We start from the raw sequence: 25,199 nt of genomic DNA on the forward strand, positions 1-25,199 counted from the left end.
CGCCGCGAGCAAGCAGCCACCTCAATCGCCAGCACCAAGCCCGGCGGCGGACGCGTCTTCATCGAGCTCGGCCACCACGCCGCCACCGAACTCGGCCAGTCCAGCACGCTGGAGGCGACTATCGGTAACCCGGGCTATCAGACGCTGCGGAATCCCCCAGACCTTCCAGTTGAAACGTCGGTCATAGCCAATGACGGCTGCGGGATCGATGCCGAGGCAGCGCCATACGGCGGTGAGGGAGACATCTCTCCCAGATGACAAGGTCCCGCGCGGGGCCGGGACGCACACAACCAACCCGATCAACTTCTTTCTGGAAGCAGCACATGATGAGAACCGTTGTTCACCATGACGCAGGACGTAGGTTCGACGCTCTGGCGGAGCGCCTCGAAGCTGCGGTGGAACCGATCGCTCCTCTGGTCGAGGCCGTGACGGGGCTGGCTCTGCCCGACACCGTGATCATCCGTATGATGACCGTACGCATGTGGCTGGCAGCGCACCGGCGCAAGGCCAAGCGCCAGTTGAGGACGGAAGCGCGCGAACTACGCCCCTCACGCAGCAGCCGGAGCGCGGCCAAAGCCAAGATCGCTTCCGTGTATCACGCCCGTCGCATTATCTGGCCGATGATCGGGGCCCAGGTCCTTGAGTTTCAACAGGGCCACCCTGAAATTGTCGTCTTGCCTCAGGCCATACGAGAGGCAGGCCGGCTCAAAGACGAGCCCACGCTGAACAAGATCGTCTCCCACGAGCTGACCCACGTCGCCCAGTACGCCGCCAACAGCGCAGCGTGGCGCCTGATGGACACGCTCTACCCCGACCAGCGGGGCATAGCCGACCGCGACTATGCCTTCCTGATGGAAGGCCACGCCTACTGGGCCGATCAGCAGATCACCACCAAGCTCCTCGGAGCGCCGGTGCCAACAGGAGAGATCAGTCCCCACGCCACACTCCGCTACCGGGACCTGGCCGAAACCCGCCAGCGTGTCGAGACCCTGAAGTACCTCAACCTGGCAGCCGACAGCGTGGCCCAGGTCATCGACACCGAGGGCCTCGACGCGTTCAACCGGGTCTGGACCACCCCCGATCTTGTACCGCTCAAGTCCGAAGCCAGCAGGCCGGAGCTCTGGCAGCGGCGCTTCGGGTAACCACGCACGGCCACCATCCCCACCCCGTCCGTTCTGTCCCTGCCTGCGCTGTCACAGGCAGCGGGATTCATGTCCCGCCCGCCTCATCCACGGAGGGTTTGATCACCATTCGGGATGCAGCAGAGCCACCCGTCCAGCCGCACCAGCCGCACCAGCCGCACCAGCCGGGCGGACGCCTCGGTCAGATCCGTTGTAGACACACACGCCTCCCATGTGCCAGGTGCGCGAATCACGCATCAGATGAACGCACCAGCGCAACGAGCCAGGTCAGCCACTTAATCTCCTTGTGGGGGCGTGTGCCACGATGCCGCAGATCATCCGGTGTGACGGCTTACGCGTCATGCATCAGACGCAATTCCCCGGGGTTGGCGAGCCTGAAGCGGACCAACCAGGGGCCCTCCCAGCGCATCGACCGCATGTACTGCACCCCCGACCTCGCGCCGGCCCTGCCCGCCTTCGACGTCCTGGCGACCGATGACGTCCGGGAGGGCTCCGACCACGCCTTGCTCCTGGCGACGCTCGACCTCGCCGTCCTCCGCCAAGTCCTCACGCCCACCCGCTGACGCCTCTACCTCTGGAGACCTTCCGTGCTGATCAATGCGGCGATCTGCAACTTCGAGAACAACGGCGGCGGCAACCGCGCGCTGTGGCAGCGGATGCACGACCGGCTGAAGTCCCTCGACCTGCACCTGCTCCTGCGGCAGGAGGTGTGGAACGCGCAGGACGACGGCAATGCGCTCGCGGACGCGGCCGAAGCCGTGCTCGGCATGGCCGGCCTGATCGGTCCGAAGTGCTGCACCGCCCTCTACCACGACCCGGACCTCTTCACCCCGGTCGGCGAGTTCCCGAAGACCGGCCCGATGTGGGTGCTCCCGCCGACCGTACGGAGCCTGCGGCTCGCCAGCACGGCCCCCGGCGCAGTCCCGCTGATCGTCGGCTCCTACCACCTCAACTACGGCTCCCCCACGACCCGCTTGGCGGAGGCGGAGCGGCTGACCCAGTGGAACGACAGGTGGTTCAAGGCCGACGGGCGACGCGTCCACTACCCGGCGCTCCTCGGTGGCGACAACAACAGCTACCCGATGGCCGGCGTCCCCGGGGACCCGGCCCTGCCCCTTCTGGAGGAGATCCGCGACGAGCCCCACCGTGCGCACCGCTCCTACATCAGGCCGGACGGTGTGCGCCGGATGGACGACCGCCCGGACGACACCCTGCGTACCGCCGGCCTGCACGACGTCGCCCGTCACCTCGCCACCACCGCAGGCAGGACCACCGCAGTCGCGCCGACGGTCGACGCCTGCGACACCCACGGGCCGGACGCGCGCATCGACCGGATCTACGCCAGCACGGAGCTCCTGCCCGCCATCCGCGAGGTCGAGGTCATCGACATGACGGGCCTGTCCGACCACCACACGGTCGTGGTGCGCCTGGACCGGCACACCCTCACCGACATCCTCAACCACCCGATCACCCGGGCGGCGTGAGCGATGTCCACGAGGCAGGTATGTTCCTTCTCGCCGGCGTACATCACCACGTCCCTTTGCCGCCCCTCGCCCGAGGAGTGCGCCGAGGACTACGCCTGGCTCCGCGAACGCCTCGCCGACCGGGGCCTCCTCAGGTGCGCGGTCGGTGTGAAGGTGGACGGCACCGTGCTCGATACCGTGCGCGTCTGGGCGGCCCTGCGGGGCCAGCCCGGATTCCCGCGTGTACGGCTCGGCCTGTCGGTCCACCGCGACACCTGCCACACCGTCGACTGGGGCCCCGCCAGCCCTGGGACGACGCGGAGCGCGGCAGGTACTTCGGCTACGCGCCGCACCTTCGTCCGCCGCCGCGCTATCCCCGACCACCCGGCGGCCCAGATGGAGCACGACGCGGACCAGGACGACGGGCGGCCCTGGCGCCACGACCCGCTGAAGTCGACGCTCCGCGACCCCGGCGGCTGCCTCGCCGTGATCCTGCTGGGCGTTCTGATCACCCTGCCCGTCTCGGCGGCCAAGGCAAACGCGACCGGTCCCACCCCTACTTCCCCTGAGGTTCCCCCGAGATGCGGGGGAACCTCAACCCGACCCCCACGAGGCGGGCGAAGTCCGCGAGGTCCTCTTCGGGTGAATGCACCACCGCTGCCTCCGAGGCTCGATATTCCGCCTCGTCCATCTGCCCCGACCGGACCGGCCTACCCCGAACAAGCGCACGTCAGGCTTCAGGCCGGCCGGTGTCACACGGCGGCATCCCAGCAGGCGCATCGGGCCGTTTCGGGATCCGCCGCAGCGATGGCGCCCGTGGCCGTCTCGATGAGGCGGCAGATGTTGCCGGCCCGTACACCGGAGGCGTCGATGGTGAGGTCGAAGACGATTCGCTCGCCCGCGAGCAGAGTCCGCTCGCCGACGCCATGCACCGCAGCCCCGTACGCGACGGCGCAGGGGCCTCCGCCGTCCGGCGCGACCCGGCCTGCACCCCGTCCCGGGTCGCACCACTGCACGATTCCTACAGGCACGTCATCACCCCCGCAGGGTGCCGCTGATCAAGCAGAGTCCACCCGCGCATGACCCGCAGCAAAGGGCGCGGGCGCGCAGGGCATCAACCCGGCGCCCGGTTCACCCGCCCTCCCGCATAAATGTGACCCACGCCACATGAAATTGCGGCATATCGGGCACACTGGGGGCTCGTATTGACCCAGCGGAGGAGTCTCACACCGCATGGCTCAAGCCTCCCGCCCTCGCACCCCCGCACTTCGCCCCGATCTGCCCCAGGCACGCGACTGTGACCGCTGCCTGGGGTGGGGAACCGTGGTCACCCCCGGCGGCGACCACGAACTGTGCCCCTCCTGCCAGCAGGGCACACTCGAGCGGCCCCAGAGCTCTGAGGAAGAACCGTCCTAGCTGCCTGAGGCCCGCACTGGCTAAGATCCCCCGCCGGGGGACTGCCGGACCGGACGGCCCCGCGCTCTGGAGACGTCCGGTCCGACAGCCCTTTCCGCCCCCTTCAGGGATGGGCGCCCCGCCTGCCTCTCGAAGGCCGGGTCGGCGCCAGAATCGCGAGGTGGCCAGGGCAACGCCGCGCCACGGAGCCAACTCGCGGAATCACCAGGACACAATGACCGTCGGCACATGCGAGCGCGGTACATCGCCGCCGCCCGTGCCGACCGGCTGGATGTTCCTCCAGCGCCCGCGAGATAGGAGGGGCGACCCGCCCTTTCATTGACGCCGACTACGCCCTTCCCGGCCTGATGCTGGACATCTGCCTGAGCGGTTGGCTCGCTACCATGGCCCGATGGCCGGGACGAGCAAGCCAACCGACACGCCCACGCCCCGCGTGCTGGCCCGCGCCGCCCGCGATGACCTCGGCGAGTTCGAGCGGCGGGTGCGCCGCCGCCCCGGCCTCGGCGGGGCCGCGGCGTGCCTGGTGCTTCTCATCGTCGTCATGAACTTCGTGGTCAACGGGCCAGCGAACGTCTGGGGCCGCGGCGTTGTGGTGGTCGGCCTGCTGATCGTCCTCACATGGGGTTATGTCCGGGTTCAGCCCACGCGTGGCGGGCTCTACCTGTTCTCGGAGGGTTTCGTCGACGCCGCCGGCAGGCGCGTGGTCAGCGTTGCGTGGTCGGAAATCCGGTCGATCGAGGGCCAGGGCACGCAGTTCGCCATTGGCTCGCTTCCGGCGGGCAGCGCCTTCGCCTACGAGGTGGCGTTCACGTCGCGGCTGACCGGCCACGACGCTGAGTGGTGGTTCAACACCACATACAGCGACATACGTGAGCTCGCCGAACTGATCTCCCGTCGTTCCGGCGTACCGGTGACCGGCCTCACCGACCCGTACCAACTGTGAAGTGGCGTCGGGCAGGCCGTTCCGGCGATGACATAGCGGCTGGCCCAGGAAGCTGTGGTTTCGAATGTGGTGATCGATCGCGTGCCCGGCACCCGCGGGATTGGGCCGCCGGAGCGGCCGGGCCGCCTGATCTCCACGGCGATGCGGATTTCGCGCGCGGCGTGGTCACCTTGTACTCCACCGGCGGCTGTGCCCCATGATCAATCCCCCGAGCCGGTCAGGGGCGTGTCCAGCCGGTCAGGTTCTTCCATGTGGCACTGCGTACTGAGCTGACCGTCACCTGCTCCGGTACGTACTGGTCACAGTCTGGGGCGTGGCAGGGACCCGCGACCCAGATGGGGACGTAGACGCCCATGGTCTTGTGTCGTTCCACCACCGCGTCCACCGGCTGCTGGCACGAACGGCACACATGTCGGGACGGCGGGTTTGTCCTGGGCTCCGGCTCGACTTTCATAACCAACATTTTACGACGAATTTTAAGAACTTTGCGAGCGTTTGGGGATTTGGGCCGTGATCCGGGTGGGTGGGCCCGCGGGTCGCCGGCCGGACTCACCTGACGTCGGGGGGTTCGTCTGTGCTGTGCGGACCGGTAGGCGGTTCCGGGGGGTCGTCAGTGGCGTTCTGGGCCGGAGCGGGGCCGACGGGCCTTGCTGTGTCCGCGGGAGACCGGTCACCGGTGTGGCCGGGCGGCGGGCGCAGCACGCTGAGTCCGATGGAGATGGCCAGGACGGTGACGATGACGGCGAGGCTGAGGAGGGAGGGGATCTCGGGGACGTCGGTGCTGATCGTCTTGTGGGACGCCTGGAGGATGAGCTTGACGCCGATGAAGGCAAGGATGAACGCCAGGCCCACGCTGAGGTAGTGGAAGCGGTCGAGCAGGCCGGCGAGCATGAAGTACAGGGCGCGCAGGCCGAGGATGGCGAAGGCGTTGCTGGTGTAGACGATGAAGGCGTCGCTGCTGACGGCCAGGACGGCGGGCACGCTGTCGACGGCGAAGACGAGGTCGGCCGCTTCGATCGCGGCGACGACGGCCAGCAGTGGGGTGGCGACGCGTTTGCCGGCTTCCCTGACGAAGAAGTGGGTCCCGGCGTAGTCGTCCCGCACGGGGATGACCTTGCGCAGCAGGCGCACGGCGATGCTCTTGCCGGGGTCGAAACTGTCGTCCTCTTCTTTGAGGATCTTGTAGGTGCTGTAGAAGAGGATGGCCGCGAAGACGAACAGGACGGCGGTGAAGCGGCTGACCACCGCCACACCGGCGGCCAGGAAGATGCCGCGGAAGACCAGGGCGCCCAGGACGCCGAGGAAGAGCACACGGTGCTGATAGGCGCGCGGGACTTTGAAGTATCCGAAGATCAGCGCGAAGACGAAGAGGTTGTCGACCGACAGGCTCTTCTCCAGCAGCCACGCTGTCGTGTACTCGACACCGGCACTGGTTCCGACCACGAGGAAGACGACGGCGCCGAAGACGATCGCCAGGCCCACCCACACCCCGCTCCAGGCGGCGGCCTCCTTGAAGCCGATGACGTGAGCCTGGCGGTGCGCGAGCAGGTCGACGGCCAACGACACCAGAACGGTGACGGCGAACACCAGCCACAACCACAGCGGCACATCATGCACGGCCCGACCTCTCAGACGCCATCGACCGGAAGCCTCACTTCGAGTCTGCGGGATGCCACCGCGGTTGTCCTGCACGGCGCACGCCACCCCCGGCCCAGGCTGGACGGTACGGTCCTCGCCCGCCGACACCCAGGCCGGCGGTGCGGGCACGGCCGGCTTGCCCTTCGCTCCACTGCGGAGCCCGCCGACGCCGTCGCGCACCCGGGCCGGCACAACCGTGGTTGGGCCCGCCGGCCCGGCAGCCCGCCACATCGACCGGCCGCGCAGCCAACGCCCTGCAAGCCAAAGATCCTCGCCGCCCGGAAGATCAGGACTTCGCAAGAAGGACCACTGACTTCGGATGGCCTCGCGGTCGGCACGGCCAGCTGGACTTCGCCCCGGGACGTCATATGGCCTGGCGGCCGGCGGGGTCTCCGCCGGGGTCGTCGGCGAGCTGGACGGAGGCAGTGATCCGCTTGCCCACCGGTTCCCGGTGAACACAGAAGGTCTGGGACACCGCCATGGTGATCTCCAGGCCGTGCTGACCGATCCGTTCCGGGTCGGCCGCCTGGATGGACGGCAGTGTGGTGCTGCTGTCCCACACGCTGATCTGGACGGCGCCTTCGACGATCTCCAGGTCCAGCAGGCAGGGGCCGGGCGCGTATTTACGGGCGTTGGTGATCAGCTCGCTCACTACCAGTTGCACCATGTCCATCGCCCGCGCCGACACCGGCAGCCCGTGCGCGGCCTGCACCGTGGTGAGGAAGTCGCGGGCCATGGCACGGGCCTCGGCGATCTCCGGGCCGCTCGCCACTCGTTTCGGGCCGGGCCGGGTGGCGTTCGCCAGCGCGGTGTTCGTCCTGGCGGCCGCGGGCTGCGCGCTGATGTCCCGGGACATCCGCACTCTGCCCGGTGATCCGCGACCGCAGGCGGAGACGGCGCCGGTCACCGCGGGAGCCGCCTGATCACCCCGGTGGACAGGGCGTCGGGATGGTGCCGGCCTGGGCGGTGAGGACGGCGAGGGTGTGGCCGGGGCTGACCGGCAGGACGGAGTGGGCGAGCCAGCCGGGGGCGAGCACGGTGAGGCCTGGCTGGGCCGTGAGGGTGACGGCCCTGCCCCAGGGGAGTCCGGGCACGCTGGCGGCGTCGCAGCCCGCGCGCGGGTCGTGCAGGCACAGGGCGCCGGACCGTTCGTGCGGTGACCGGCCGTCGGCGGCCAGGTAGCACCAGGCGGTCCAGGCGCCGTGTCCGTAGGCGAGGGGAGTGCGGTGGCCGGCACCCCAGATCTGCACGGACACCCGTAAATGTCACAGGCATGCCATACACGATGAACTATGACAGCCCGGCCATGATCGATCCGGGCCCGAGTGGCGACCGACCGCCAGGCAAGTAGTGACACGCATTGGACGGCGATAGGGCTGATTGACTAGTTGATACACGAGTCTATAGGCTTTTCAGGTAAGCCTTGATAGGTGAACCGGGGAGACGCCACTCGCGAAAAGTTGACATGCGCCGGGAACCGACTCGACATCATCGCCATGCGAGGCCACGACCACCTGTCGCTCGTGTCACGAGTCGTACAAGCACTCCTGCCCCCGGCATGCGTCGGGTGAGCAGCCGCACCGCTGCCGCACTGCGGCGTAACACGCCCCTCTGGGGCGGCACGGAGGATCTGATTCATGCAGGACGGGGACGCCACTCGGGCGGAAGAGGCCGGCGAGTGGCTGCGCAAGAACCTCAAGGACAAGCCCGAGCCAAAGGTTGACATCCGCTGGACGCAGCGCCAGGAACCGGATGACGCGGGCTTCGCCCGCTTCCTCGCCGCTCTGTTCACGCCCCTGCCCGATGGCCCTGAGGCATAGGATGCCCGCCACATGGGTGACCCCGACGGCACTGCGAATGCCCCGGAGTCTGGCCAGTTGGGAAGGACTGACATGACACAGGCTCTCACGGGCGCCATCGACGTAGCGCGCCGGACCATCACGGCTCAGCTCCGGGCGGTCGACTACCTCAGGGTTTCGACCGAGGAGCAGACCAGGGGCTACGGGATCGCCTACACCGGCAAGAAGACAGCGCGGCACATCAGCGGCAAGGGCTGGGCTCACGTCGGCACCTTCAAGGACGAAGGCGAATCGGGGACGCTTCCCTGGCGGAAGCGCACGGACGCACAGAAGCTGATGGAGCTGGCCCGCCAGACACCCCGCCCCTTTGACGTGGTCGTGGTCTACGAGACCCGGGCCATCGGCCGCGAGGCCCGCGTGTACTGGGACTGGGTCTGGACGCTGGAGGATCTCGGCATCTCCGTCGCGGTCGTCGAGGAGGACATCGACAACACGACCGACGACGGCAAGAACCGCATGGCCGACAAGGCCAACGAGGCCTTCAAGGAGATCGCCAAGATCCGCAAGCGCACCCAGAACGGCCTTCAAGAGAAGGCCGAGGACGGGGGCTGGGTCGGAGGCCAGCCGGCCTACGGCTTGCGGATCAAGGACCAGGGCAAGAAGGGCCTCTCGACGCTCGAAGTCGACCCCTTCGAAGCCATCGTCCTGGAGAAGGCCGCAGAGTTGATCGTGGACGAGGGCAAGAGCGCGGACGAAGCCGCCGCGTCGCTGAATGCCCTCAACTACCGCACCCGTTCGGGCGCCACCTGGACCGGCGGGAACCTCAAGGTCAAGTTCTTCAACTCCGCCATGCACGGCGTGGTGATCTTCCGTAACACGGACGAGAGGGTCAACAAGACCCGAGGCAAGCGGGCCACTCGCCTCGGGCGGGACGGCCTGCCGGCCCATGGCCAGACTGTCGAGATCCCCTGCCCCCTGCCGCTGCCCATTGAGCGCGTCAGGAAGGCCAGGAAGGCGCTGGAGCGCCGCTCCCGGCCCAAGTCGGTCACGGGGCAGGTCTACGCCCTTTCGACGCGCCTGGTGGGCGTCTGCGGGTCCCACTATGTGGGGCAGCACCTCAAGGAGGAGGGCAAGCGGGCCTACCGCTGCTCGGGCGGGAGCTGCGGAGACTCGATCATCCTCGCCGACGAAGTCGAGGACTACGTCTGGGAGGGCCTGGCCGACTACCTGTCGGACGAGAGAACGTTGCAGGAGCTAGCCCAGCGCTGGATCGGGGACACCCCCGACCACCGTGAGCAGTATCAAGCCCGGCTGGAGGTGCTCGACAAGGAGATCGAGCAGCTGACCAACGACTCGGCGCAAAGGCTCCTGGCCTTCACGACGGGCGGCACCGAGATCCCGCAGGCCGTGGTGAGCGCCGCCATGGCGGCGCTCAGTAAGCAGATCAAGGACAAGGAGAAGGAGCGGGACCTGGCCCGGCAGATGCTCGGCGACGCCGAGAGGGCGGCCACGAGGGCCGCTGACATTGCCTCCTTGATCGAGCTGGCGAAGAAGAACCTGAGGCTGATCAAGGCCGAGCGCCGGGCGGACATCATCGAGTTCATGGGCATCAAGGCCACCGTGGCCGGGCCCGTGCCCGTTCGTCAGGGCGGGCGGTCCTGCTTCATTGAAAGCTGGTTCGCCGAGCAGGCGTACGGCGTCCTGGACCTGACCGACGACCTCTGGGCGGAGGTCGCCCAGAGGATTCCTCCGTACCAGGCCCGCAAGAACACGCTGGACCCGCGCGACGTCGTCGAAGCGACGCTGTACAAGCTCCGCACCGGCACGGGATGGGAGTCCCTGCCGGACAGGTTCCCGGCCGGCTTCTCGGTCCGGGCCCGGGTGAAGAAGTGGATCGAGTCCGGCGCCTGGGCGCAGATGATGGAGCCCCTCTTCTCCGAGCAGGCGGAACGCTTCGAGCGTTCGTTGCTTCCACCCCTGAAGGTCACGGGCGAGCTGGACCCCAATCTGGTCATCCTGCTCGACGGAGGCAACGTTATGGATCTTGACCCGGTTGAGCACTCGCGACGATGACCGAGACGACGGGTGACCTGATCGCGGTCGGCGAGATGACGGGCCGCAGGGTGGAGCCGCGCTCCCTCGCGGACGGCCTGCGCGCCGACGGTCTGTCGACCGTCCTCGGCGGTGTCTTCAACACCTTCCCGTACACGGCGTACGCGCAGAACGTGGGTCTGGTCGGCATGACCCGGGTGCGCAGCCGCTGGGTGGTCGCCGCGGCCGGCGGCATCCTCGTCCTGCTCGGTCTGCTGCCGAAGCTGGGCGCGGTGGTGGCGGCGATCCCGGCGCCCGTCCTGGGCGGCGCGGGCCTGGTCATGTTCGGCACGGTCACGGCGAGCGGGCTGCGCACCCTGGCCGAGGTCGACTTCAGGGGCAACCACAACCTGACGGTGGTGGCCGTGTCGGTGGCGATGGGCGTCCTGCCGGTCGGCGTCCCGACGCTCTACGAGAAGTTCCCCGACTGGTTCCAGACGGTGATGAACAGCGGGATCAGCGCGGGCTGCGTGACCGCGATCGTCCTGAACCTGCTCTTCAACCACCTCCCCCGCAAGAGCGGTCCGGCGGCCGCCGAGGCGGACGCGTCGACGGACACCTCTACGGACGCGCCGTCGGCTACGCGGGCGGACGGCGGCGCCGACGCGGGCGTCGGAAAGTCCCGGGAGGAGGTCGCCTAGGCCGTCCGTCCGGAGCAGTTGCGGGAGAGCCCGTCGCCGTCGGCGGCGGGCTCTTGCGCGGCCTGCCGGCCTGCCTCGGCCGCGCGCGGTCGGTCAGACGGGCGTCCGCCCGTGCACCGCTTCCGTCAGCTCCCGCCGGTAGGCGGTGTACGCGGCGCGCAGGGCGGCGCCCGGCCAGTCGGCGGGCAGGAGTTCGGGCGGCAGGACGGGGTCGGCGAGGAGGTGCCGTACGGCGGCCGCGTGGGCGGTGAAGCGGTCGGCGGGCCGTTCGGCCCGCGCGATGTGCGCGAGCAGGCCCCGGGCCGTGCCGGCCCACTCGTCCAACGGCCACAGGGTGGCGGCCAGTTCCCGGTCCTGTACCCGGCCCTGTTCCCGACCCGGCTCCCGTTCCTGTCCCCGACCCGGTTCCCGGCCCTGTTCCCGACCCGGTTCCCGTTCCTGTCCCCGACCCGGTTCCCGTTCCTGTCCCCGACCCGGTTCCCGTTCCTGTCCCCGACCCGGTTCCCGGCCCTGCCGCTCCGCTCCGGTCGGCGTCTCGGGGCGGGCGGTGAAGCACCGGACGACGCCGGAGAGCCCGTCCGGCCAGGGGCGGAGCAGTGTGGCGGGGCGCAGCCACACCCCCTCGCGCAGTTCGGCGAGGCGGAGCCGGGTCAGCGCGGCACGGAGCTCGGCGCGTTCGGCGGGACCGCGGCCGGTCACCGTCACCACGGCCATCTCCCAGTCGCCGTCCCAGGGCCGGGTCGCCGGACGGACGGCGTCGTCCTGCCGGCGCCGGCGCTCCAGCAGGCGGTCGCTGAGACCGTAGACGGCACCGGCACGCCGCAGGTCACCGGCGGCCGCCATCCGGCTGAGAGCCGCCCGCAGGGTGGAGCCGCCGACACCGAACGGCTCCACCAGCCGGACGAGGTCCTTCACCGGCAGCTCCGACGGGTGGGTGCCGAGCAGCAGGCTCAGGACCACCGAGCGGGCCGACAGCGGCCGCAGCTCCACCTCACCGGCCTCGGCCGACACGTTCGCGCGCATGACGACGTACTGTACGTCCGCCACGATGTTGCACTATTGCTGCGGTCGCGGAAAGCATGCAACATAGCGGCATGACGCTCACCGTCGCGCAGCCGCAGTCACCGGTCCCGGCCCACACCACGCACGACGTCACCAACCAGCCCCCGCCGCTCACCCCGTACGACGCCTCCGAGGACGCCGCCCTGCTGGAGGGGCTGCGGCGCGAGGGCGCCGGCTGGGCGGAGGCGGACGTCCGGCGGCTCGGGCTGCGGGCCGGTGGTTCCGAGGCGCAGGAGTGGGCCGAGCTGGCCAACCGGCACGAACCGGTGCTGCGCACGCACGACCGGTACGGCCACCGCGTCGACGAGGTCGACTTCCACCCGAGCTGGCACGCGCTCCTGCGGGTCGCGGTGGCCGAGGGTCTGGCCGGGGCGCCCTGGGCGGACGGCCGGCCCGGCGCCCATGTCGCCCGGACGGCCGGCGGCCTGGTCTGGGGCCACACCGAGGCGGGTCACGGCTGCCCCACCTCCATGACGTACGCGGCCGTCCCCGTCCTGCGCCGCCGGCCCGAGCTCGCCGCGGTGTACGAGCCCCTGCTCACCGGCCGGGAGTACGACCCGGGGCTGCGGGTGCCGACCGGCAAGCGCGGGCTGCTGGCGGGCATGGGGATGACCGAGAAGCAGGGCGGTTCGGACGTCCGGACCAACACCACGACCGCCACGCCGACCGCCGAGCCCGGCGTGTACACCCTGCGCGGGCACAAGTGGTTCACCTCGGCACCGATGTGCGACGTCTTCCTGGTGCTGGCCCAGGTGTCCCCGCGCGGCGGGGCGGGGGGCCTGTCGTGCTTCCTGGTGCCGCGCGTCCTGCCCGACGGCACCCGCAACCCGTTCCGCGTCCAACGGCTGAAGGACAAGCTGGGCAACCGCTCCAACGCCTCCTCCGAGCCCGAGTTCGACGGCACGGTGGCCTGGCTGGTCGGGCCCGAGGGCGAGGGGGTGAAGACCATCATCGAGATGGTGAACTGCACCCGCCTGGACTGCGTGATGATGTCGGCGGCGCTGATGCGCAGGACGCTCGTCGAGGCGGGGCACCACGTACGCCACCGCAGCGCGTTCGGCGCGCGGCTGCTGGACCAGCCGCTGATGCGCAACGTGCTGGCGGACCTCGCGCTGGAGTCCGAGGCCGCCACCACGCTCACGCTGCGGCTGGCCGGGGCGGCCGACCGGGCGGTGCGCGGCGACGGGGGCGAGCGGGCGTTCCGGCGGATCGCGACCGCCGTCGGCAAGTACTGGGTGACCAAGCGGGGCCCGGCCTTCACCGCGGAGGCCCTGGAGTGCCTCGGCGGCAACGGCTACGTGGAGGAGTCCGGCATGCCCCGGCACTACCGCGAGGCCCCCCTGCTGTCGATCTGGGAGGGCTCCGGCAACGTCAACGCCCTCGACGTGCTGCGGGCGCTGACCCGGGAGCCGGCCACCGCGGAGGCCCTGTTCGACGAGCTCTCCCTGGCGCGAGGGGCCGATGCCCGGCTGGACGCGGCGGTCACCCGGCTCAGGTCCCGGCTCGGGGAGGCGACGCAGGCCGGAGCCCGCCGCCTGGTGGAGCAGATGGCCCTGGTCCTCCAGGCCTCCCTCCTGGTCCGGCACGCCCCGGCCGCGGTCGCCGACGCCTTCTGCGCCACCCGGCTCGGCGGCGACTGGGGATACGCCTTCGGCACACTCCCCGACGGCGCGGACCTCGACGGCATCCTGGAACGGGCGCTGCCGGGCGGTCTCTGACCAGGCCGTCCGACCTGGGCTCGCCGATCGGCGAGTGCGCCCCTCGAGGGGGTCTCCTCAGTGCGCCCCTCGAGGGGGCCTCCTCGTCGAAGCGGCGCCGCGTACTCTCCGGCGGGTGACGCCCCCCGGGGGCCGCCACCGCCGATGTGACCTGCGGCGACGCCGCTTCCGGAGGTGACTGTCAGTGGCGGGGTGCAGACTGGCCGGTGGCTGGGACAGCGCCGTCCCGGCCGAGCACAGCGGAGGTGACCGGCATGACCGAGGTACTGCTCGCCGTGGGCACGCGCAAGGGCCTGTTCATCGGGCGCGGGCGCGCGGGCACATGGGAGTTCGACCCATCCCCCTGTTTCAACGCGCAGGCGATCTACTCGGTGGCCATCGACACCCGCGGTGACCGGCCGCGGCTCCTCGCCGGTGGTGACAGCGCCCACTGGGGCCCGTCGGTGTTCCACTCCGACGACCTCGGCCGGACCTGGACCGAACCGGCACGGCCGGCCGTGAAGTTCCCGCCGGACACCGAGGCCTCGCTGGAGCGGGTGTGGCAGCTGCACCCGGCGGCCGCCGAGCCGGACGTGGTGTACGCGGGCACGGAACCGGCCGCGCTGTACCGCTCCGAGGACCGCGGGGAGAGCTTCGAGCTGGTCCGCCCTCTGTGGGAGCACCCGACGAGGTCCCGGTGGGTGCCGGGCGGCGGCGGTGAGGGGCTGCACACGGTGCTCACCGACCGGCGCGACCCGAAGGCGGTGACGGTGGCGGTGTCGACGGCGGGCGTATTCCGCACCACCGACGGCGGCGCGAGCTGGACACCGTCCAACTCCGGTGTCTCCGCGGTGTTCCTGCCGGACCCCAACCCCGAGTTCGGGCAGTGCGTGCACAAGGTCGCGCGGGACGCGGTCACCCCCGACCGCCTGTACCTGCAGAACCACTGGGGCGTGTACCGCAGCGACGACGCGGGCGCGCACTGGACCGACATCGGCGAGGGACTGCCCTCCACCTTCGGATTCGCCGCCGCCGCACACCCCCGCCGGGGCGACACGGCGTACGTCTTCCCGATCAACGCCGACGCGGACCGGGTGCCCGCCGGCCACCGCTGCCGGGTCTTCCGTACGGCGGACGCGGGCAGGAGCTGGGAGCCGCTGTCGGCGGGACTGCCGCAGGAGGACCACTACGGCACCGTGCTGCGCGACGCGCTCTGCACGGACGACGCGGACCCGGCGGGCGTCTACTTCGGCAATCGCAACGGCGAGGTGTTCGCGTCGGCCGACGACGGCGACACCTGGCGGCAGTTGGCCTCCCACCTGCCCGACGTGCTGTGCGTGCGCGCCGCGGTGGTCGGGTGAGCCCGGCCGGCGCCGTGAGCCGGCCGCCCGGCCTTGGCCACCGGTTGATCGCCGCCCCGCGTACGGCAGTAGGGTGACGCCCGTGGCACCACGACCTTTGCATGAGATCGTCGAACCGGGCTGGGCGAAGGCCCTGGAACCCGTGGCGGGACGGATCGCCGAAATGGGCGACTTCCTGCGCGCGGAGATAGCCGCGGGACGCACCTACCTCCCCGCCGGGCCGAACGTCCTGCGCGCCTTCCAGCAGCCCTTCGACGAGGTCCGCGTCCTGATCGTCGGGCAGGACCCCTACCCGACGCCGGGACACGCGGTGGGCCTGTCGTTCTCGGTCGCGCCGGACGTGCGGCCGCTGCCCGGCAGCCTGATCAACATCTACCGGGAGCTGACCACCGACCTGGGCCTGCCCCAGCCGTCCGACGGCGACCTGACGCCCTGGACCCGGCAGGGTGTGCTGCTGCTCAACAGGGCGCTCACCACGGCCCCGCGCAAGCCGGCCGCGCACCGCGGCAAGGGCTGGGAGGAGGTCACCGAGCAGGCGATCCGGGCACTGGCCGCGCGCGGCAAGCCGCTGGTGTCCGTCCTGTGGGGCCGCGACGCCCGCAATCTGCGCCCGCTGCTCGGCGACCTGCCCGCGGTGGAGTCGGCACACCCGTCCCCCATGTCCGCGGACCGGGGCTTCTTCGGCTCGCGCCCCTTCAGCCGCGCCAACGACCTGCTGATCCGTCAGGGGGGTCAACCCGTCGACTGGCGCCTGCCGTGACCGACCCCGCCGGCCCGCGGCCGTCCCCCGGCGTCCTCGCCGTGGACTCGGGCGGCTCCGGGCTGCGGGTCGCACTCAGCACCGCCGGACACGGCGCGCCGGCGCGCCGCTCCTCCCGGGTACCGGTGCGCACCGGCGCGCGGGGCATCGACCCGGCACATCTGATGGAGCAGTTGACGCCCATGGTCCGGGCCTTGACGGCGGAGACCGGCGTCGAGCCTCCCGTCGCCGTGGCCGTCGGCGCCGCCGGGTTCGGCACCCTGGGCGAGGCACTGCGCGCCGAACTCCCGGCCGCGCTCGCCCGGGAGTTCGGCGTGCGCGGCGTCGCCCTCGCCTCCGACGCCGTCACCGCCTACGTCGGTGCCCTCGGGTGCCGGCCCGGGGCCGTGGTCGCGGCCGGCACCGGCCTGATCGCCCTCGGCACGGATCTGACGGCGTGGCACCGGGCCGACGGCTGGGGCCATCTGCTGGGCGACTGCGGCGGCGGAGCCTGGATCGGGCGGGCCGGGCTGGAGGCCGCCCTGCGCGCCCACGACGGCCGGCCCGGCGGCTCCGTGCCGCTCCTCACCCGCGCCGAGGAGCGGTTCGGACCGATGCCCGGCCTGCCCGGCCGGCTCTACCCGCGCCCCGACCGGCCGGCCGTCCTCGCCTCGTTCGCGCCGCAGGTCGCCGCGTGCGCACCGGGCGACCCGGTCGCGGCCGGCATCCTGCGGACGGCCGCCCGGCACATGGCCGACGCGGCCGCCGCCGTCTGCCCGACCGGCGGGGAGCCCCGAGTGGCCCTCACCGGCGGCCTGTTCCGGCTGGGCGACGCCCTCCTCGCCCCTGTGGAGGAGGAACTGGCACGGCGGCTGCCGCACGCGCGGCGGACAACGGCCGCCGGCGATCCGCTGGACGGCGCGATCCGGATCGCCACCGACCTGGCGGCAGGCGTGCTCACCCTGCCGGACGACGAGACCGTGCTGTACGTGGTGAACCGCACGCCATGACACGAAAGGGGGATTGACCCCTCCGCGGGCAAGTCGCCCGGAAAACACGCTGATCACTTCTGATCCGTACGTAACTCATCAGACAAAAGCGGACGGATACCGCTCACCTGCACCCTCCCCGAACAGGGGAGCCCAGGAAGCCAGTAACATGCGGCGCCATGAGCTCCCCCACTGGGCCCGCGTCCGGCCTGCCTGTACGAATGCCGCGCCCCCGCCAGCCCGGGCGGCACCGCCGACCCGAGCCCCTGGCGGCTCCCGAGGGCGCGCCCGCGCTCGTCCTCGCCGTGCCGGGCACGCCGAGCGCCGCCACCCGCGGCCTCGCCGAGGAGATCGTGAGCATCGCCCGCTCGGAGCTTCCCGGCCTCGACGCGCGCATCGGGTACCTCGACGGGGACGACAGCGACTTCGCCAGCCTCCAGTCGGTGCTGGCGTACGCCGGTGAGGAGCGCACCGCCCGCTACGAGCAGGCCCGCGCCGCCGGGCTGGACGTCAAGGAGCCGGACGGCCCCGTCGCGGTCGTCGTGCCGCTGCTGGCCGGGCCGGACAGCGCACTGCTGCGCCAGGTCCGCCAGGCCGTCATGGACAGCCGGGTCGCCGCCGACCTGACCGACGCCCTCGGCCCGCACCCCCTCCTCGCCGAGGCGCTGCACGTGCGCCTGTCCGAGGCGGGCTTGGCCCGCGCGGACCGCGCCCGCCTGTTCACGGTGGCCACCGCCGCGGACGGCATCATCCTGGCCTCCGTGGGCGGCGACGAGGCCGTGCAGGCCGCCGGCATCACGGGCATGCTGCTCGCCGCGCGCCTCGCCGTGCCGGTGATGGCCGCGGCCCTCGACCAGGAGGGCTCGATCGCCTCCGTCGCCGAGCAGCTGCGTACGTCCGGCTCGCAGCAGCTGGCCCTGGCGCCGTACCTGATCGGCCCGGAGATCGACGCCTCGCTCATCGAGGAGGCGGCCAAGGAAGCGGGCTGCCCCGCCGCCGAGGCCCTCGGCCCGTACCCGGCCATCGGCAAGCTCGCCCTGGCCAAGTACACGACGGCCCTGGGCATCGCCCCCCAGCAGCCGCAGGGGACGCCGGTCCGCTGACCGCTCCGCCGGCCCGTGCGCTCGCGCGTACGGGCCCACCGCACGTCGCGGTTCGTCGCGGCACGTCGCGGCACGTCGCGGCACGTCGCGGCACGTCGCGGCACGTCGCGGCACGTCGCGGTTCGTCGCGGCACGTCGCGGTTCGTCGCGGCACGTCGCGGTTCGTCGCGGCAGAACGTTGCAGATGGTTGCAGAACTTCGCAGAACGCCGAAAGGGCCCGCTCCGGGTGAGGAGCGGGCCCTTCGTCGTGCGGGGCGGCCGGTGATCCGCTGTATGCGGCGCGTCCGAGGCGCCCGAGACGCCCAATGCGCACGGTCGGGCGGGTGAGCGGGCGCCGGTCAGCCGAGCACCACGCAGGAGGCCGCCGCCACCTCGATCGAGCCGGCCCGGCGGGGCAGACCCGTGGACGGGTCGAGGGCGAACCAGGTGACGTCGCCGGAGCGTTCGTTGGCGACGTAGAGGAATCCCGCGGAGACGGCGAGCGCGCGCGGCCAGTGGCCCCCGCACGGCACGGTGCCGACCAGCCGCAGCGCCTCCCCCTCGCCCTCCACGGCGAACACGGACAGCACGTCCTCGCCGCGGGTGGCCGTCCACACGAACCGGCCGTCGGGCGAGACGGCGATGCCCGAGGGGTAGGCGTCCCCGGCGGGCGCGTCGGGCAGCACGGGGACCTCCACCAGCGGCTTCAGCGAACCGTCCGGGGCGTCCCAGCGGCAGGCGGTGACGCTCGGCGTGAGTTCGTTGACGACGTACGCGTACGAGCCGCCCGGGTGGAAGACCAGGTGACGCGGGCCGGAGCCCGGGCGCAGGGCGACCTCCCGGTGCAGCAGGGGGCTGCCGTCGCGCAGGTCGCACACCCGTACCGAGTCCGTCCCGAGGTCCACGCTGACCGCCCAGCGCCCCGTCGGGTCCGGCTGGACCTGGTGGGCGTGCGGTCCCTGCTGACGCTTCGTGTGCGGCCCGGAGCCGCTGTGCCGCAGGACACCGGAGGCGGCCCGCGCCAGGGTGCCGTCCGCCCGGACCGGCACGGCGGTGACGCTGCCGGACCCGTAGTTGGCGGTCAGGACGTGGCCGTCGAAGACGCTGAGGTGCGTGGGGCCGTTGCCGTCGACCGGCACGGGCGCCCCCGCCCGCTCGGGGACGTCCCCGGTCACGCCGTACGCCACCACCGCGCCCTCGGCGGTCTCGCTCACCGCGTACAGCGTGCCGCCGGTCGGCGACAGGGCCAGGTACGAGGGGTCGGGAATGCCGTTCGCCCTGCTCAGGACGGTCAGCGCACCGCTGTCCGGATCAACGGCCGCCACCACGATCCCCGGCCCGCCGGCCGCGGTGAACGAACCGATGAACGCCCGCCCGGGCCGTCTGCCGACCTCCGCCACCGCTGTCCCCTCTCGTGTCGCCGCCGTCCCGGGGTGACGGTAGCAGCCGGCCTCGCGCGGTCTAGACCAGACGAGAGGCTCGGGACGGGTGTTTCCGCAGGCCCGCGACGGGGGGCTCGATACGGGGCACGCCGAGGGCACCGGTGGTCCGGGCGTGGCGACGGATCCGGCCGGAGCCCGGCTTCGGCCCCGCGACGGTCGCGGGGGACGCGGCCTCACGCGCCGACCAGCGGCGCCTCTCGCCTGGCCCGCAGGGGATGGGCCAGCTCCGCCAAGGCCCGCTCCAGACCGTCCAGGTGCGTGAGGGCGGACGCATCGCCGAGCGGCGGGAGGCGGTCGGCGGACCACGTCGGCGGGCGGTCGGCCAAGGGCGTCACCGGCGGGCGATCAGCCCACAGCATCGGCGGACGGTCGGCGCACGGCACCGGCAGACGGTCGGCGTACGGCACCGGCAGACGGTCGGCCAAGAGCACCGGCAGACGGTCGGCCAAGAGCACCGGCAGACGGTCGGCCAAGAGCACCGGCAGACGGTCGGCCAGGAGCATCGGCGGACGGTGGGCGTACGGGGTGGTCCGCGTGCGCTCGGGGTTCGGCTGCGGGCACTGCGCGCGGACGGCCCGCTCCGGTCCGCCCACGGTCAGCGCCTCCACAGCGCCCTGCACGCGCCGGCAGGCGGCGGCGAGGCGGACGTCGTGGGAGGCTTCGGGGTCGGCGGCGACCGCGGCCAGGCCGCGGATCTCGCGGGCGCAGTCGTCGAGCAGGGCCAGGACCCGGCGGGCGCGCCGCTTGCGGACGAGGACGGGGTTCAGCGGGTGGACGAGCGGGGCGACGGAGAGCCGTACCCGGCCGAGGAGCTGTTCGAGTTCGGCGACCCGTGCGGCGGGGTCGGCCTCCGGGTCGCCGGCGAGGCGTGCCGCGGCCTCCGCGGTGCAGGTGTGGACACAGCGCAGGGCACGCCGGATCCAGCCGTCGGTGACGGTGTGGGTGGTGACGGGGAGCACGAGCAGGACGGCCAGGACGGCACCGAGGGCCCCCACGCCGGTCTCCACGGCCCGCAGCGCCAGCAGGGCGGGGTCGAGGACGCCGAGGAGTCCGTAGAGCAGCTCGGCGAGCAGGGTCACCCAGAGCATCATCCAGGTGTAGGAGACGGCGGCGGTGTAGAAGATGCCGAAGACGCTGACGGCGGCCAGGGCGGCCGTGGGTACGCCGGCGCCGTTCACGGGGACGGCGACGAGCAGTCCGAGTCCGATGCCGAGGACCGTGCCGAGGACCCGGCGGAAGCCGCGCACCAGGGTCTCGCCGCGCGAGGTGGTGTTGACGAAGACCCACCAGGTGGCACCGACGGCCCAGTACCAGCGCTGGCCCGACACCAGCTGGCCCACGACGAGGGCGAAGCCGGCGCCCGCCGTGGCCTGGACCGCCTGCCGGGTGGTGACGCGGACGAGTCCTCGGCCGCCCGGCGGCACGGGAACGGGAACGGGAACGGGCGGCAGCCGGCGCTCGTAGCACCAGGCCCCGAAGCGCACCGCCGCCGCGCTCAGCACGGACAGCACGACGGCCCCGCACAGCTCGGGCAGCCGGCCGCCGGTCGCGTGCAGGAACTGCGCGACGAAGAACATCATGAACGCGAACACGCCGAGGCTGTGCCCGCGGGGCCCCCAGCGGCGCGCGTACACGCCCGCGCCGACGACGGCGAGGAAGGTGAGGTCGCGGGCCACCGGGTGGCCGTGCAGCAGGGCCGCGGCCGCCAGCACGGGCAGGCCGACGGCGGGCAGCAGCGCGGTGGTGACCGCCTGGCCGCGCATGGTGGCGTCGGTGACGGTGAACAGGGCGAGCAGCGCGGCGAGCCCGCCGGTGACGGCACCGGCCAGGGAGTGCCCGGCGAGGCCGCACACCACGACCGCCGACCCGATACCGAGGACGGCCCGCGCGGCGAAGCGCAGCCGCGCCCGCCCCGGGTCCGGAGCCACGAACACCCTCTTCAGCACTGTGTCCCGCCCCTCCGCGACATCGGCACGCAAAAGGCGCCGCGGGGTCCGCAGCGCCATCGATGTCCCCATGACAGCATCCAGGCCACCACTGGCTCAAGTGCCTGCTCAGAAGGTGAGCCAATGGCCCATTGGTTCAGGAAGTGCCAAGGCCATCGGAATGCCAATGGACCAGGATCGAACGGCTCACCCTCAAGGCGCACCGCTGGGCCATCGGTACAGTCGAGGGAAGATCGCAGGCACGCAGACCGAGGAGGCCGGGCACCCCGTGGCCGTGGACGAGCTGGACACCCGCATCCTGCGCCTGCTGCTGGAGCAGCCGCGCACCAGCGCGCGCGAGTACGCCCGCGTCCTGGGCATCGCCCGCGGCACCCTCCAGGCCCGCCTCGACCGGCTGGAGCGGGAGGGCGTCGTCACCGGTACCGGCCCGTCCCTCTCCCCCGCGGCGCTCGGCCACCCGGTGCTGGCGTTCGTGCACATCGAGGTCACCCAGGGCCACCTCGACGACGTGGGTGACGCGCTGGCCGCCGTGCCGGAGATCGTCGAGGCGTTCTCGATCACCGGGGGCGGCGACCTCCTCACCCGGGTGGTGGCGCGGGACAACGCGCACCTGGAGGACGTCATCCAGAAGCTCATCAGCCTCCCGGGCGTGGTCCGCACCCGCACCGAGGTCGCCCTGCGCGAGCGGGTGCCGTACCGCCTGCTGCCGCTGGTGGAGTCGATCGGCCGGTCCACGGCCGGAAAGTGACCCCGAGCACGCCCGGCGGCCGGTCCGGCCGCCGGAGGGCGACCGCACGCCGGAGCGGCCGATCCCGTCCACACGGTTGACGCCCCTCCGCACCGCCTCTAACGTCTGGTCGATCACTCGCACACTGTCCGTGATATCGAACATTCTGCCTCCGGAGGAGCAGTACATGGCGCAGCCCCTCACCAGACGGACCCTTCTGCAGAGCGCGGTCCTCGCGGCCTCCGTCCCCGGAATCGCCGGCGGAGCCTCCGTGGCGGCCTCGGCGGCCACCGCGGCCCCGACGGCCGTGCTGCCGCCCCCGGCCGCCTGGACCCTGCTCCCCTTCGACCTCGGCAGCGTCTCCCTCGGCCCCGGCGTCTTCGCCGACAAGCGCCGGCTGATGCTGGACCACGCCCGCGGCTACGACGTGCACCGGCTGCTCCAGGTGTACCGGGCGAACGCGGGCCTCTCCACGCTGGGAGCGGTCGCCCCCGGCGGCTGGGAAGGGCTCGACGGGGAGGCCAACGGCAATCTGCGCGGCCACTACACCGGCCACTTCCTGACCATGTTGTCCCAGGCCTACGCGAGCACCGGCGACCAGCTGTACGCGGACCGGATCGGGACCGTGGTCGGCGCGCTGACCGAGGTGCGCGAGGCGCTGCGGCGCGACCCGGCCGTGCTGGGCGTGACCGGCAGGTTCGGTACGGCCGTGGAGAACGTCCGGGGCTCCTACCAGTACGTCGACCTGCCCGCCGGCGTCCTCGGCGGCGCGTCCGAGATCACCCTGGCCGCCTGGGTGAAGCCCACCCACGCCAGTGCCTGGGCCCGCGTCCTCGACTTCGGCGACGACACGACCCGCTATCTGTACCTGACCACGCGCAACGCCGGCGGGGTGCCCCGGTTCGCCGTCACCACCGGCGGACCCGGCGCCGAGCAGGGCCTCGACGGCACCACCCCGCTCCCCCTCGACGAGTGGAGCCACCTGGCGGTGACCCTCGCGGGGAGCACCGGGACGCTGTACGTCAACGGCACGGAGGTGGCCCGGAACACGGCCATGTCCCTCACCCCGGCCGCCCTGGGCACCCTCGCCCACCACTGGCTCGGCCGCTCCCACTACGCCGCCGACCCCGTCTTCGCGGGCGCCTTCGGCGGCTTCGACGTCTGGTCGCGCGCCCTGGGCGCGGCGGAGATCGGCGGCCTGCAGAGCGTCCGCGGCGCCGGCGACCTCGCCTCGTACGCCTTCGACGAGACGTCGGGCTCCACCTTCGCGGACACCTCCGGGCACGGCCTGACCGCCACCCTGCGCCGCACCTGGGGCGGTCCCAGCCACCCCGGTTTCCTCGCGGCCTACCCGGAGACGCAGTTCATCGAACTGGAGTCGATGACCGGCAGCGACTACACGCGGGTGTGGGCGCCCTACTACACCGCGCACAAGATCCTGCGAGGCCTGCTGGACGCCCACCTCGCCACCGACGACGCCCGCGCCCTCGACCTGGCGTCCGGACTGGGCGACTGGATGCACTCCCGGCTGTCGCCCCTCCCCGAGACCACGCTCCAGCGGATGTGGGGCCTGTTCTCCAGCGGCGAGTTCGGCGGCATCGTGGAGGCGATCTGCGATCTGCACGCGCTCACCGGCAAGGCCGAGCACCTCGCGCTCGCCCAGCTGTTCGACCTCGACCGGCTCATCGACGCGTGCGCCGCGAACACCGACATCCTGGACGGCCTGCACGCCAACCAGCACATCCCGATCTTCACCGGGTACGTCCGGCTGTACGACGCGACGGGCGAGGAGCGCTACCTCACCGCCGCGAAGAACTTCTGGGACATGGTCGTACCGCACCGCATGTACGGCATCGGCGGCACCAGCACGGGCGAGTTCTGGAAGGCGCGGGACGTCATCGCGGGCACCCTCGGCGCCACGACCGCCGAGACCTGCTGCGCGTACAACCTGCTGAAACTCAGCCGGCTGCTGTTCCTCCACGAGCAGGACCCGAAGTACATGGAGTACTACGAGCGGGCCCTGCTCAACCAGGTCCTCGGCTCCAAGCAGGACACCCCCGACGCCGAGAAGCCGCTGGTCACGTACTTCATCGGCCTCACGCCGGGGCACGTCCGGGACTACACCCCCAAGCAGGGCACCACCTGCTGCGAGGGCACCGGCATGGAGAGCGCCACCAAGTACCAGGACTCGGTCTACTTCGCGGCCGCCGACGGCAGCGCCCTCTACGTCAACCTGTACAGCCCCTCCACCCTGACCTGGGCGGAAAAGGGTGTCACCGTCACGCAGAGCACGGACTTCCCCCGCGAGCAGGGCACCACGCTCACCGTCCGGGGCGGTACCGCGTCCTTCGCGCTGCGGCTGCGCGTGCCGTCCTGGGCGACCGCCGGGTTCCGGGTGACGGTCAACGGCCGCAGGGCCGGCGGCACCCCCACCCCGGGGACGTATTTCACCGTGTCCCGGACCTGGCACGACGGGGACACCGTCCGCGTCGAGGCGCCGTTCCGGCTGCGCGTCGAGAAGGCCCCGGACGACCCGTCCCTGCAGACCCTGTTCCACGGCCCGGTCCATCTCGTCGCCCGCGACGCCGCCACCACCTACCTGGAGTTCGGCCTCTACCGCAACGCGGCCCTCTCCGGCGACCTGCTGCCCTCCCTGACCCCCGTGGACGGGAAGCCGCTGCACCACACGCTGGACGGGACCGAGTTCGCCCCGTTCTTCGAGGGCACCGAGGATCCGACCCACGCCTACGTGCGCCGGGCCGAACCCCGGGTGGTCTTCGGCAACAGCGACTCGGGCGTGGCCAACCCCGCCAAGGCGGACGGCACCACCCTGCTCGACGAGGTGTGGGCGGGGGCGCCGTTCAACGGCAAGGCAGCGCTGGTGGCCCGGGTGCGGAGCGTGGTGAACGCCTGGGTGGCCGACGGGCTGCTCGGACAGACCGACGGAGAGACGGTGGTGAGCACGGCGCGGAACGCGACCTTCGTGCCATGACGGATGACCGGATCGCGGATCGCGGATG

19 protein-coding genes and 4 pseudogenes are annotated in these 25,199 nt (G+C 72.0%); 16 read left to right on the forward strand and 7 right to left on the reverse strand.

The features are described from left to right. Positions 1–395 precede the first annotated feature (395 nt). From ACIP67_RS37370 to ACIP67_RS37385, 4 genes and pseudogenes are all read left to right on the forward strand, one after another. Positions 396–1,142, forward strand: coding sequence for a hypothetical protein (locus tag ACIP67_RS37370; RefSeq protein WP_401697943.1), 747 nt, complete (start codon positions 396–398; stop codon positions 1,140–1,142). A gap of 365 nt (positions 1,143–1,507) precedes the next feature. Continuing rightward, the gene (locus ACIP67_RS37375) at positions 1,508–1,705 is read left to right on the forward strand and encodes a hypothetical protein (RefSeq protein WP_401697944.1); all 198 of its coding nucleotides are present in this window, start codon (positions 1,508–1,510) and stop codon (positions 1,703–1,705) included. A gap of 24 nt (positions 1,706–1,729) precedes the next feature. After that, on the forward strand, positions 1,730–2,626 hold the full coding sequence (locus tag ACIP67_RS37380; protein ID WP_401697946.1) for an endonuclease/exonuclease/phosphatase family protein: 897 nt from the start codon (positions 1,730–1,732) through the stop codon (positions 2,624–2,626). A gap of 3 nt (positions 2,627–2,629) precedes the next feature. Further along, positions 2,630–2,920 (forward strand): annotated as a pseudogene (locus ACIP67_RS37385) (DUF6302 family protein); the annotation flags it as partial. A gap of 437 nt (positions 2,921–3,357) precedes the next feature. Here ACIP67_RS37385 and ACIP67_RS37390 read toward each other — a convergent pair. Continuing rightward, positions 3,358–3,537 (reverse strand): hypothetical protein, encoded by a 180-nt coding sequence (locus ACIP67_RS37390; RefSeq protein ID WP_401698042.1) that lies wholly within the window; start codon positions 3,535–3,537, stop codon positions 3,358–3,360. Positions 3,538–4,412: 875 nt separating this feature from the next. On the opposite strand from ACIP67_RS37390, the gene ACIP67_RS37395 reads away from it, so the two are divergent. Then, complete coding sequence (locus tag ACIP67_RS37395) at positions 4,413–4,964, forward strand: hypothetical protein (protein ID WP_401697947.1); 552 nt, start codon at positions 4,413–4,415, stop codon at positions 4,962–4,964. Positions 4,965–5,513: 549 nt separating this feature from the next. Here ACIP67_RS37395 and ACIP67_RS37400 read toward each other — a convergent pair. The 3 genes from ACIP67_RS37400 to ACIP67_RS37410 all read right to left on the reverse strand — a co-directional run bounded on the left by ACIP67_RS37400 (position 5,514) and on the right by ACIP67_RS37410 (position 7,858). Continuing rightward, a complete protein-coding gene (locus ACIP67_RS37400; RefSeq protein ID WP_401697949.1) occupies positions 5,514–6,581 on the reverse strand; it encodes a TerC family protein in 1,068 nt (355 codons plus the stop codon). 385 nt (positions 6,582–6,966) lie between these two features. Continuing rightward, entirely contained in the window at positions 6,967–7,338 is a 372-nt protein-coding gene (locus ACIP67_RS37405) for an ATP-binding protein (RefSeq protein WP_401698034.1), read from the reverse strand. A 187-nt stretch (positions 7,339–7,525) separates the two neighbouring features. Then, positions 7,526–7,858, reverse strand: coding sequence for a hypothetical protein (locus ACIP67_RS37410; RefSeq protein ID WP_401697950.1), 333 nt, complete (start codon positions 7,856–7,858; stop codon positions 7,526–7,528). Between the two features lie 381 nt (positions 7,859–8,239). On the opposite strand from ACIP67_RS37410, the gene ACIP67_RS37415 reads away from it, so the two are divergent. The 3 genes and pseudogenes from ACIP67_RS37415 to ACIP67_RS37425 all read left to right on the forward strand — a co-directional run. Further along, on the forward strand, positions 8,240–8,422 hold the full coding sequence (locus ACIP67_RS37415) for a hypothetical protein (protein WP_401697952.1): 183 nt from the start codon (positions 8,240–8,242) through the stop codon (positions 8,420–8,422). A gap of 72 nt (positions 8,423–8,494) precedes the next feature. Next, on the forward strand, positions 8,495–10,474 hold the full coding sequence (locus tag ACIP67_RS37420) for a recombinase family protein (RefSeq protein ID WP_401697954.1): 1,980 nt from the start codon (positions 8,495–8,497) through the stop codon (positions 10,472–10,474). After that, positions 10,459–11,133: pseudogene (locus tag ACIP67_RS37425) on the forward strand (solute carrier family 23 protein); the annotation flags it as partial. The gene ACIP67_RS37420 and the pseudogene ACIP67_RS37425, both read left to right, overlap by 16 nt. Positions 11,134–11,226: 93 nt before the next feature. On the opposite strand, the gene ACIP67_RS37430 reads toward ACIP67_RS37425, so the two are convergent. Further along, complete coding sequence (locus tag ACIP67_RS37430; protein WP_401697955.1) at positions 11,227–12,180, reverse strand: PaaX family transcriptional regulator C-terminal domain-containing protein; 954 nt, start codon at positions 12,178–12,180, stop codon at positions 11,227–11,229. Between the two features lie 47 nt (positions 12,181–12,227). Between ACIP67_RS37430 and ACIP67_RS37435 the strand changes: the two genes are divergently transcribed. The 5 genes from ACIP67_RS37435 (at position 12,228) to ACIP67_RS37455 (ending at position 18,084) form a co-directional block, all read left to right on the forward strand. After that, entirely contained in the window at positions 12,228–13,913 is a 1,686-nt protein-coding gene (locus tag ACIP67_RS37435; protein WP_401697956.1) for an acyl-CoA dehydrogenase family protein, read from the forward strand. 254 nt (positions 13,914–14,167) lie between these two features. Beyond that, the gene (locus tag ACIP67_RS37440; protein WP_401697958.1) at positions 14,168–15,253 is read left to right on the forward strand and encodes a WD40/YVTN/BNR-like repeat-containing protein; all 1,086 of its coding nucleotides are present in this window, start codon (positions 14,168–14,170) and stop codon (positions 15,251–15,253) included. Positions 15,254–15,335: 82 nt separating this feature from the next. Beyond that, complete coding sequence (locus ACIP67_RS37445) at positions 15,336–16,013, forward strand: uracil-DNA glycosylase (RefSeq protein WP_401697960.1); 678 nt, start codon at positions 15,336–15,338, stop codon at positions 16,011–16,013. Continuing rightward, positions 16,010–17,002, forward strand: coding sequence for an N-acetylglucosamine kinase (locus tag ACIP67_RS37450; RefSeq protein ID WP_401697962.1), 993 nt, complete (start codon positions 16,010–16,012; stop codon positions 17,000–17,002). Before ACIP67_RS37445 ends, ACIP67_RS37450 begins: the two co-directional genes overlap by 4 nt. A 158-nt stretch (positions 17,003–17,160) precedes the next feature. Then, a complete protein-coding gene (locus tag ACIP67_RS37455) occupies positions 17,161–18,084 on the forward strand; it encodes a sirohydrochlorin chelatase (protein ID WP_401697963.1) in 924 nt (307 codons plus the stop codon). A 339-nt stretch (positions 18,085–18,423) separates the two neighbouring features. Here ACIP67_RS37455 and ACIP67_RS37460 read toward each other — a convergent pair whose 3' ends face one another. Beyond that, on the reverse strand, positions 18,424–19,464 hold the full coding sequence (locus ACIP67_RS37460; RefSeq protein ID WP_401697965.1) for a lactonase family protein: 1,041 nt from the start codon (positions 19,462–19,464) through the stop codon (positions 18,424–18,426). Between the two features lie 257 nt (positions 19,465–19,721). Between ACIP67_RS37460 and ACIP67_RS37465 the strand changes: the two are divergent. Then, positions 19,722–19,961: pseudogene (locus ACIP67_RS37465) on the forward strand (hypothetical protein); the annotation flags it as partial. A 576-nt stretch (positions 19,962–20,537) separates the two neighbouring features. Here the strand turns inward: ACIP67_RS37465 and ACIP67_RS37470 are convergent. Then, positions 20,538–21,524 (reverse strand): annotated as a pseudogene (locus ACIP67_RS37470) (FUSC family protein); the annotation flags it as partial. A gap of 196 nt (positions 21,525–21,720) precedes the next feature. Between ACIP67_RS37470 and ACIP67_RS37475 the strand changes: the two are divergent. Continuing rightward, on the forward strand, positions 21,721–22,200 hold the full coding sequence (locus ACIP67_RS37475) for an Lrp/AsnC family transcriptional regulator (protein WP_401697967.1): 480 nt from the start codon (positions 21,721–21,723) through the stop codon (positions 22,198–22,200). 166 nt (positions 22,201–22,366) lie between these two features. Beyond that, on the forward strand, positions 22,367–25,171 hold the full coding sequence (locus ACIP67_RS37480; RefSeq protein ID WP_401697968.1) for a beta-L-arabinofuranosidase domain-containing protein: 2,805 nt from the start codon (positions 22,367–22,369) through the stop codon (positions 25,169–25,171). Positions 25,172–25,199 lie beyond the last annotated feature (28 nt).

It is taken from the genome of Streptomyces sp. NPDC088812, from assembly GCF_044750285.1.
Lineage (GTDB): Bacteria > Actinomycetota > Actinomycetes > Streptomycetales > Streptomycetaceae > Streptomyces.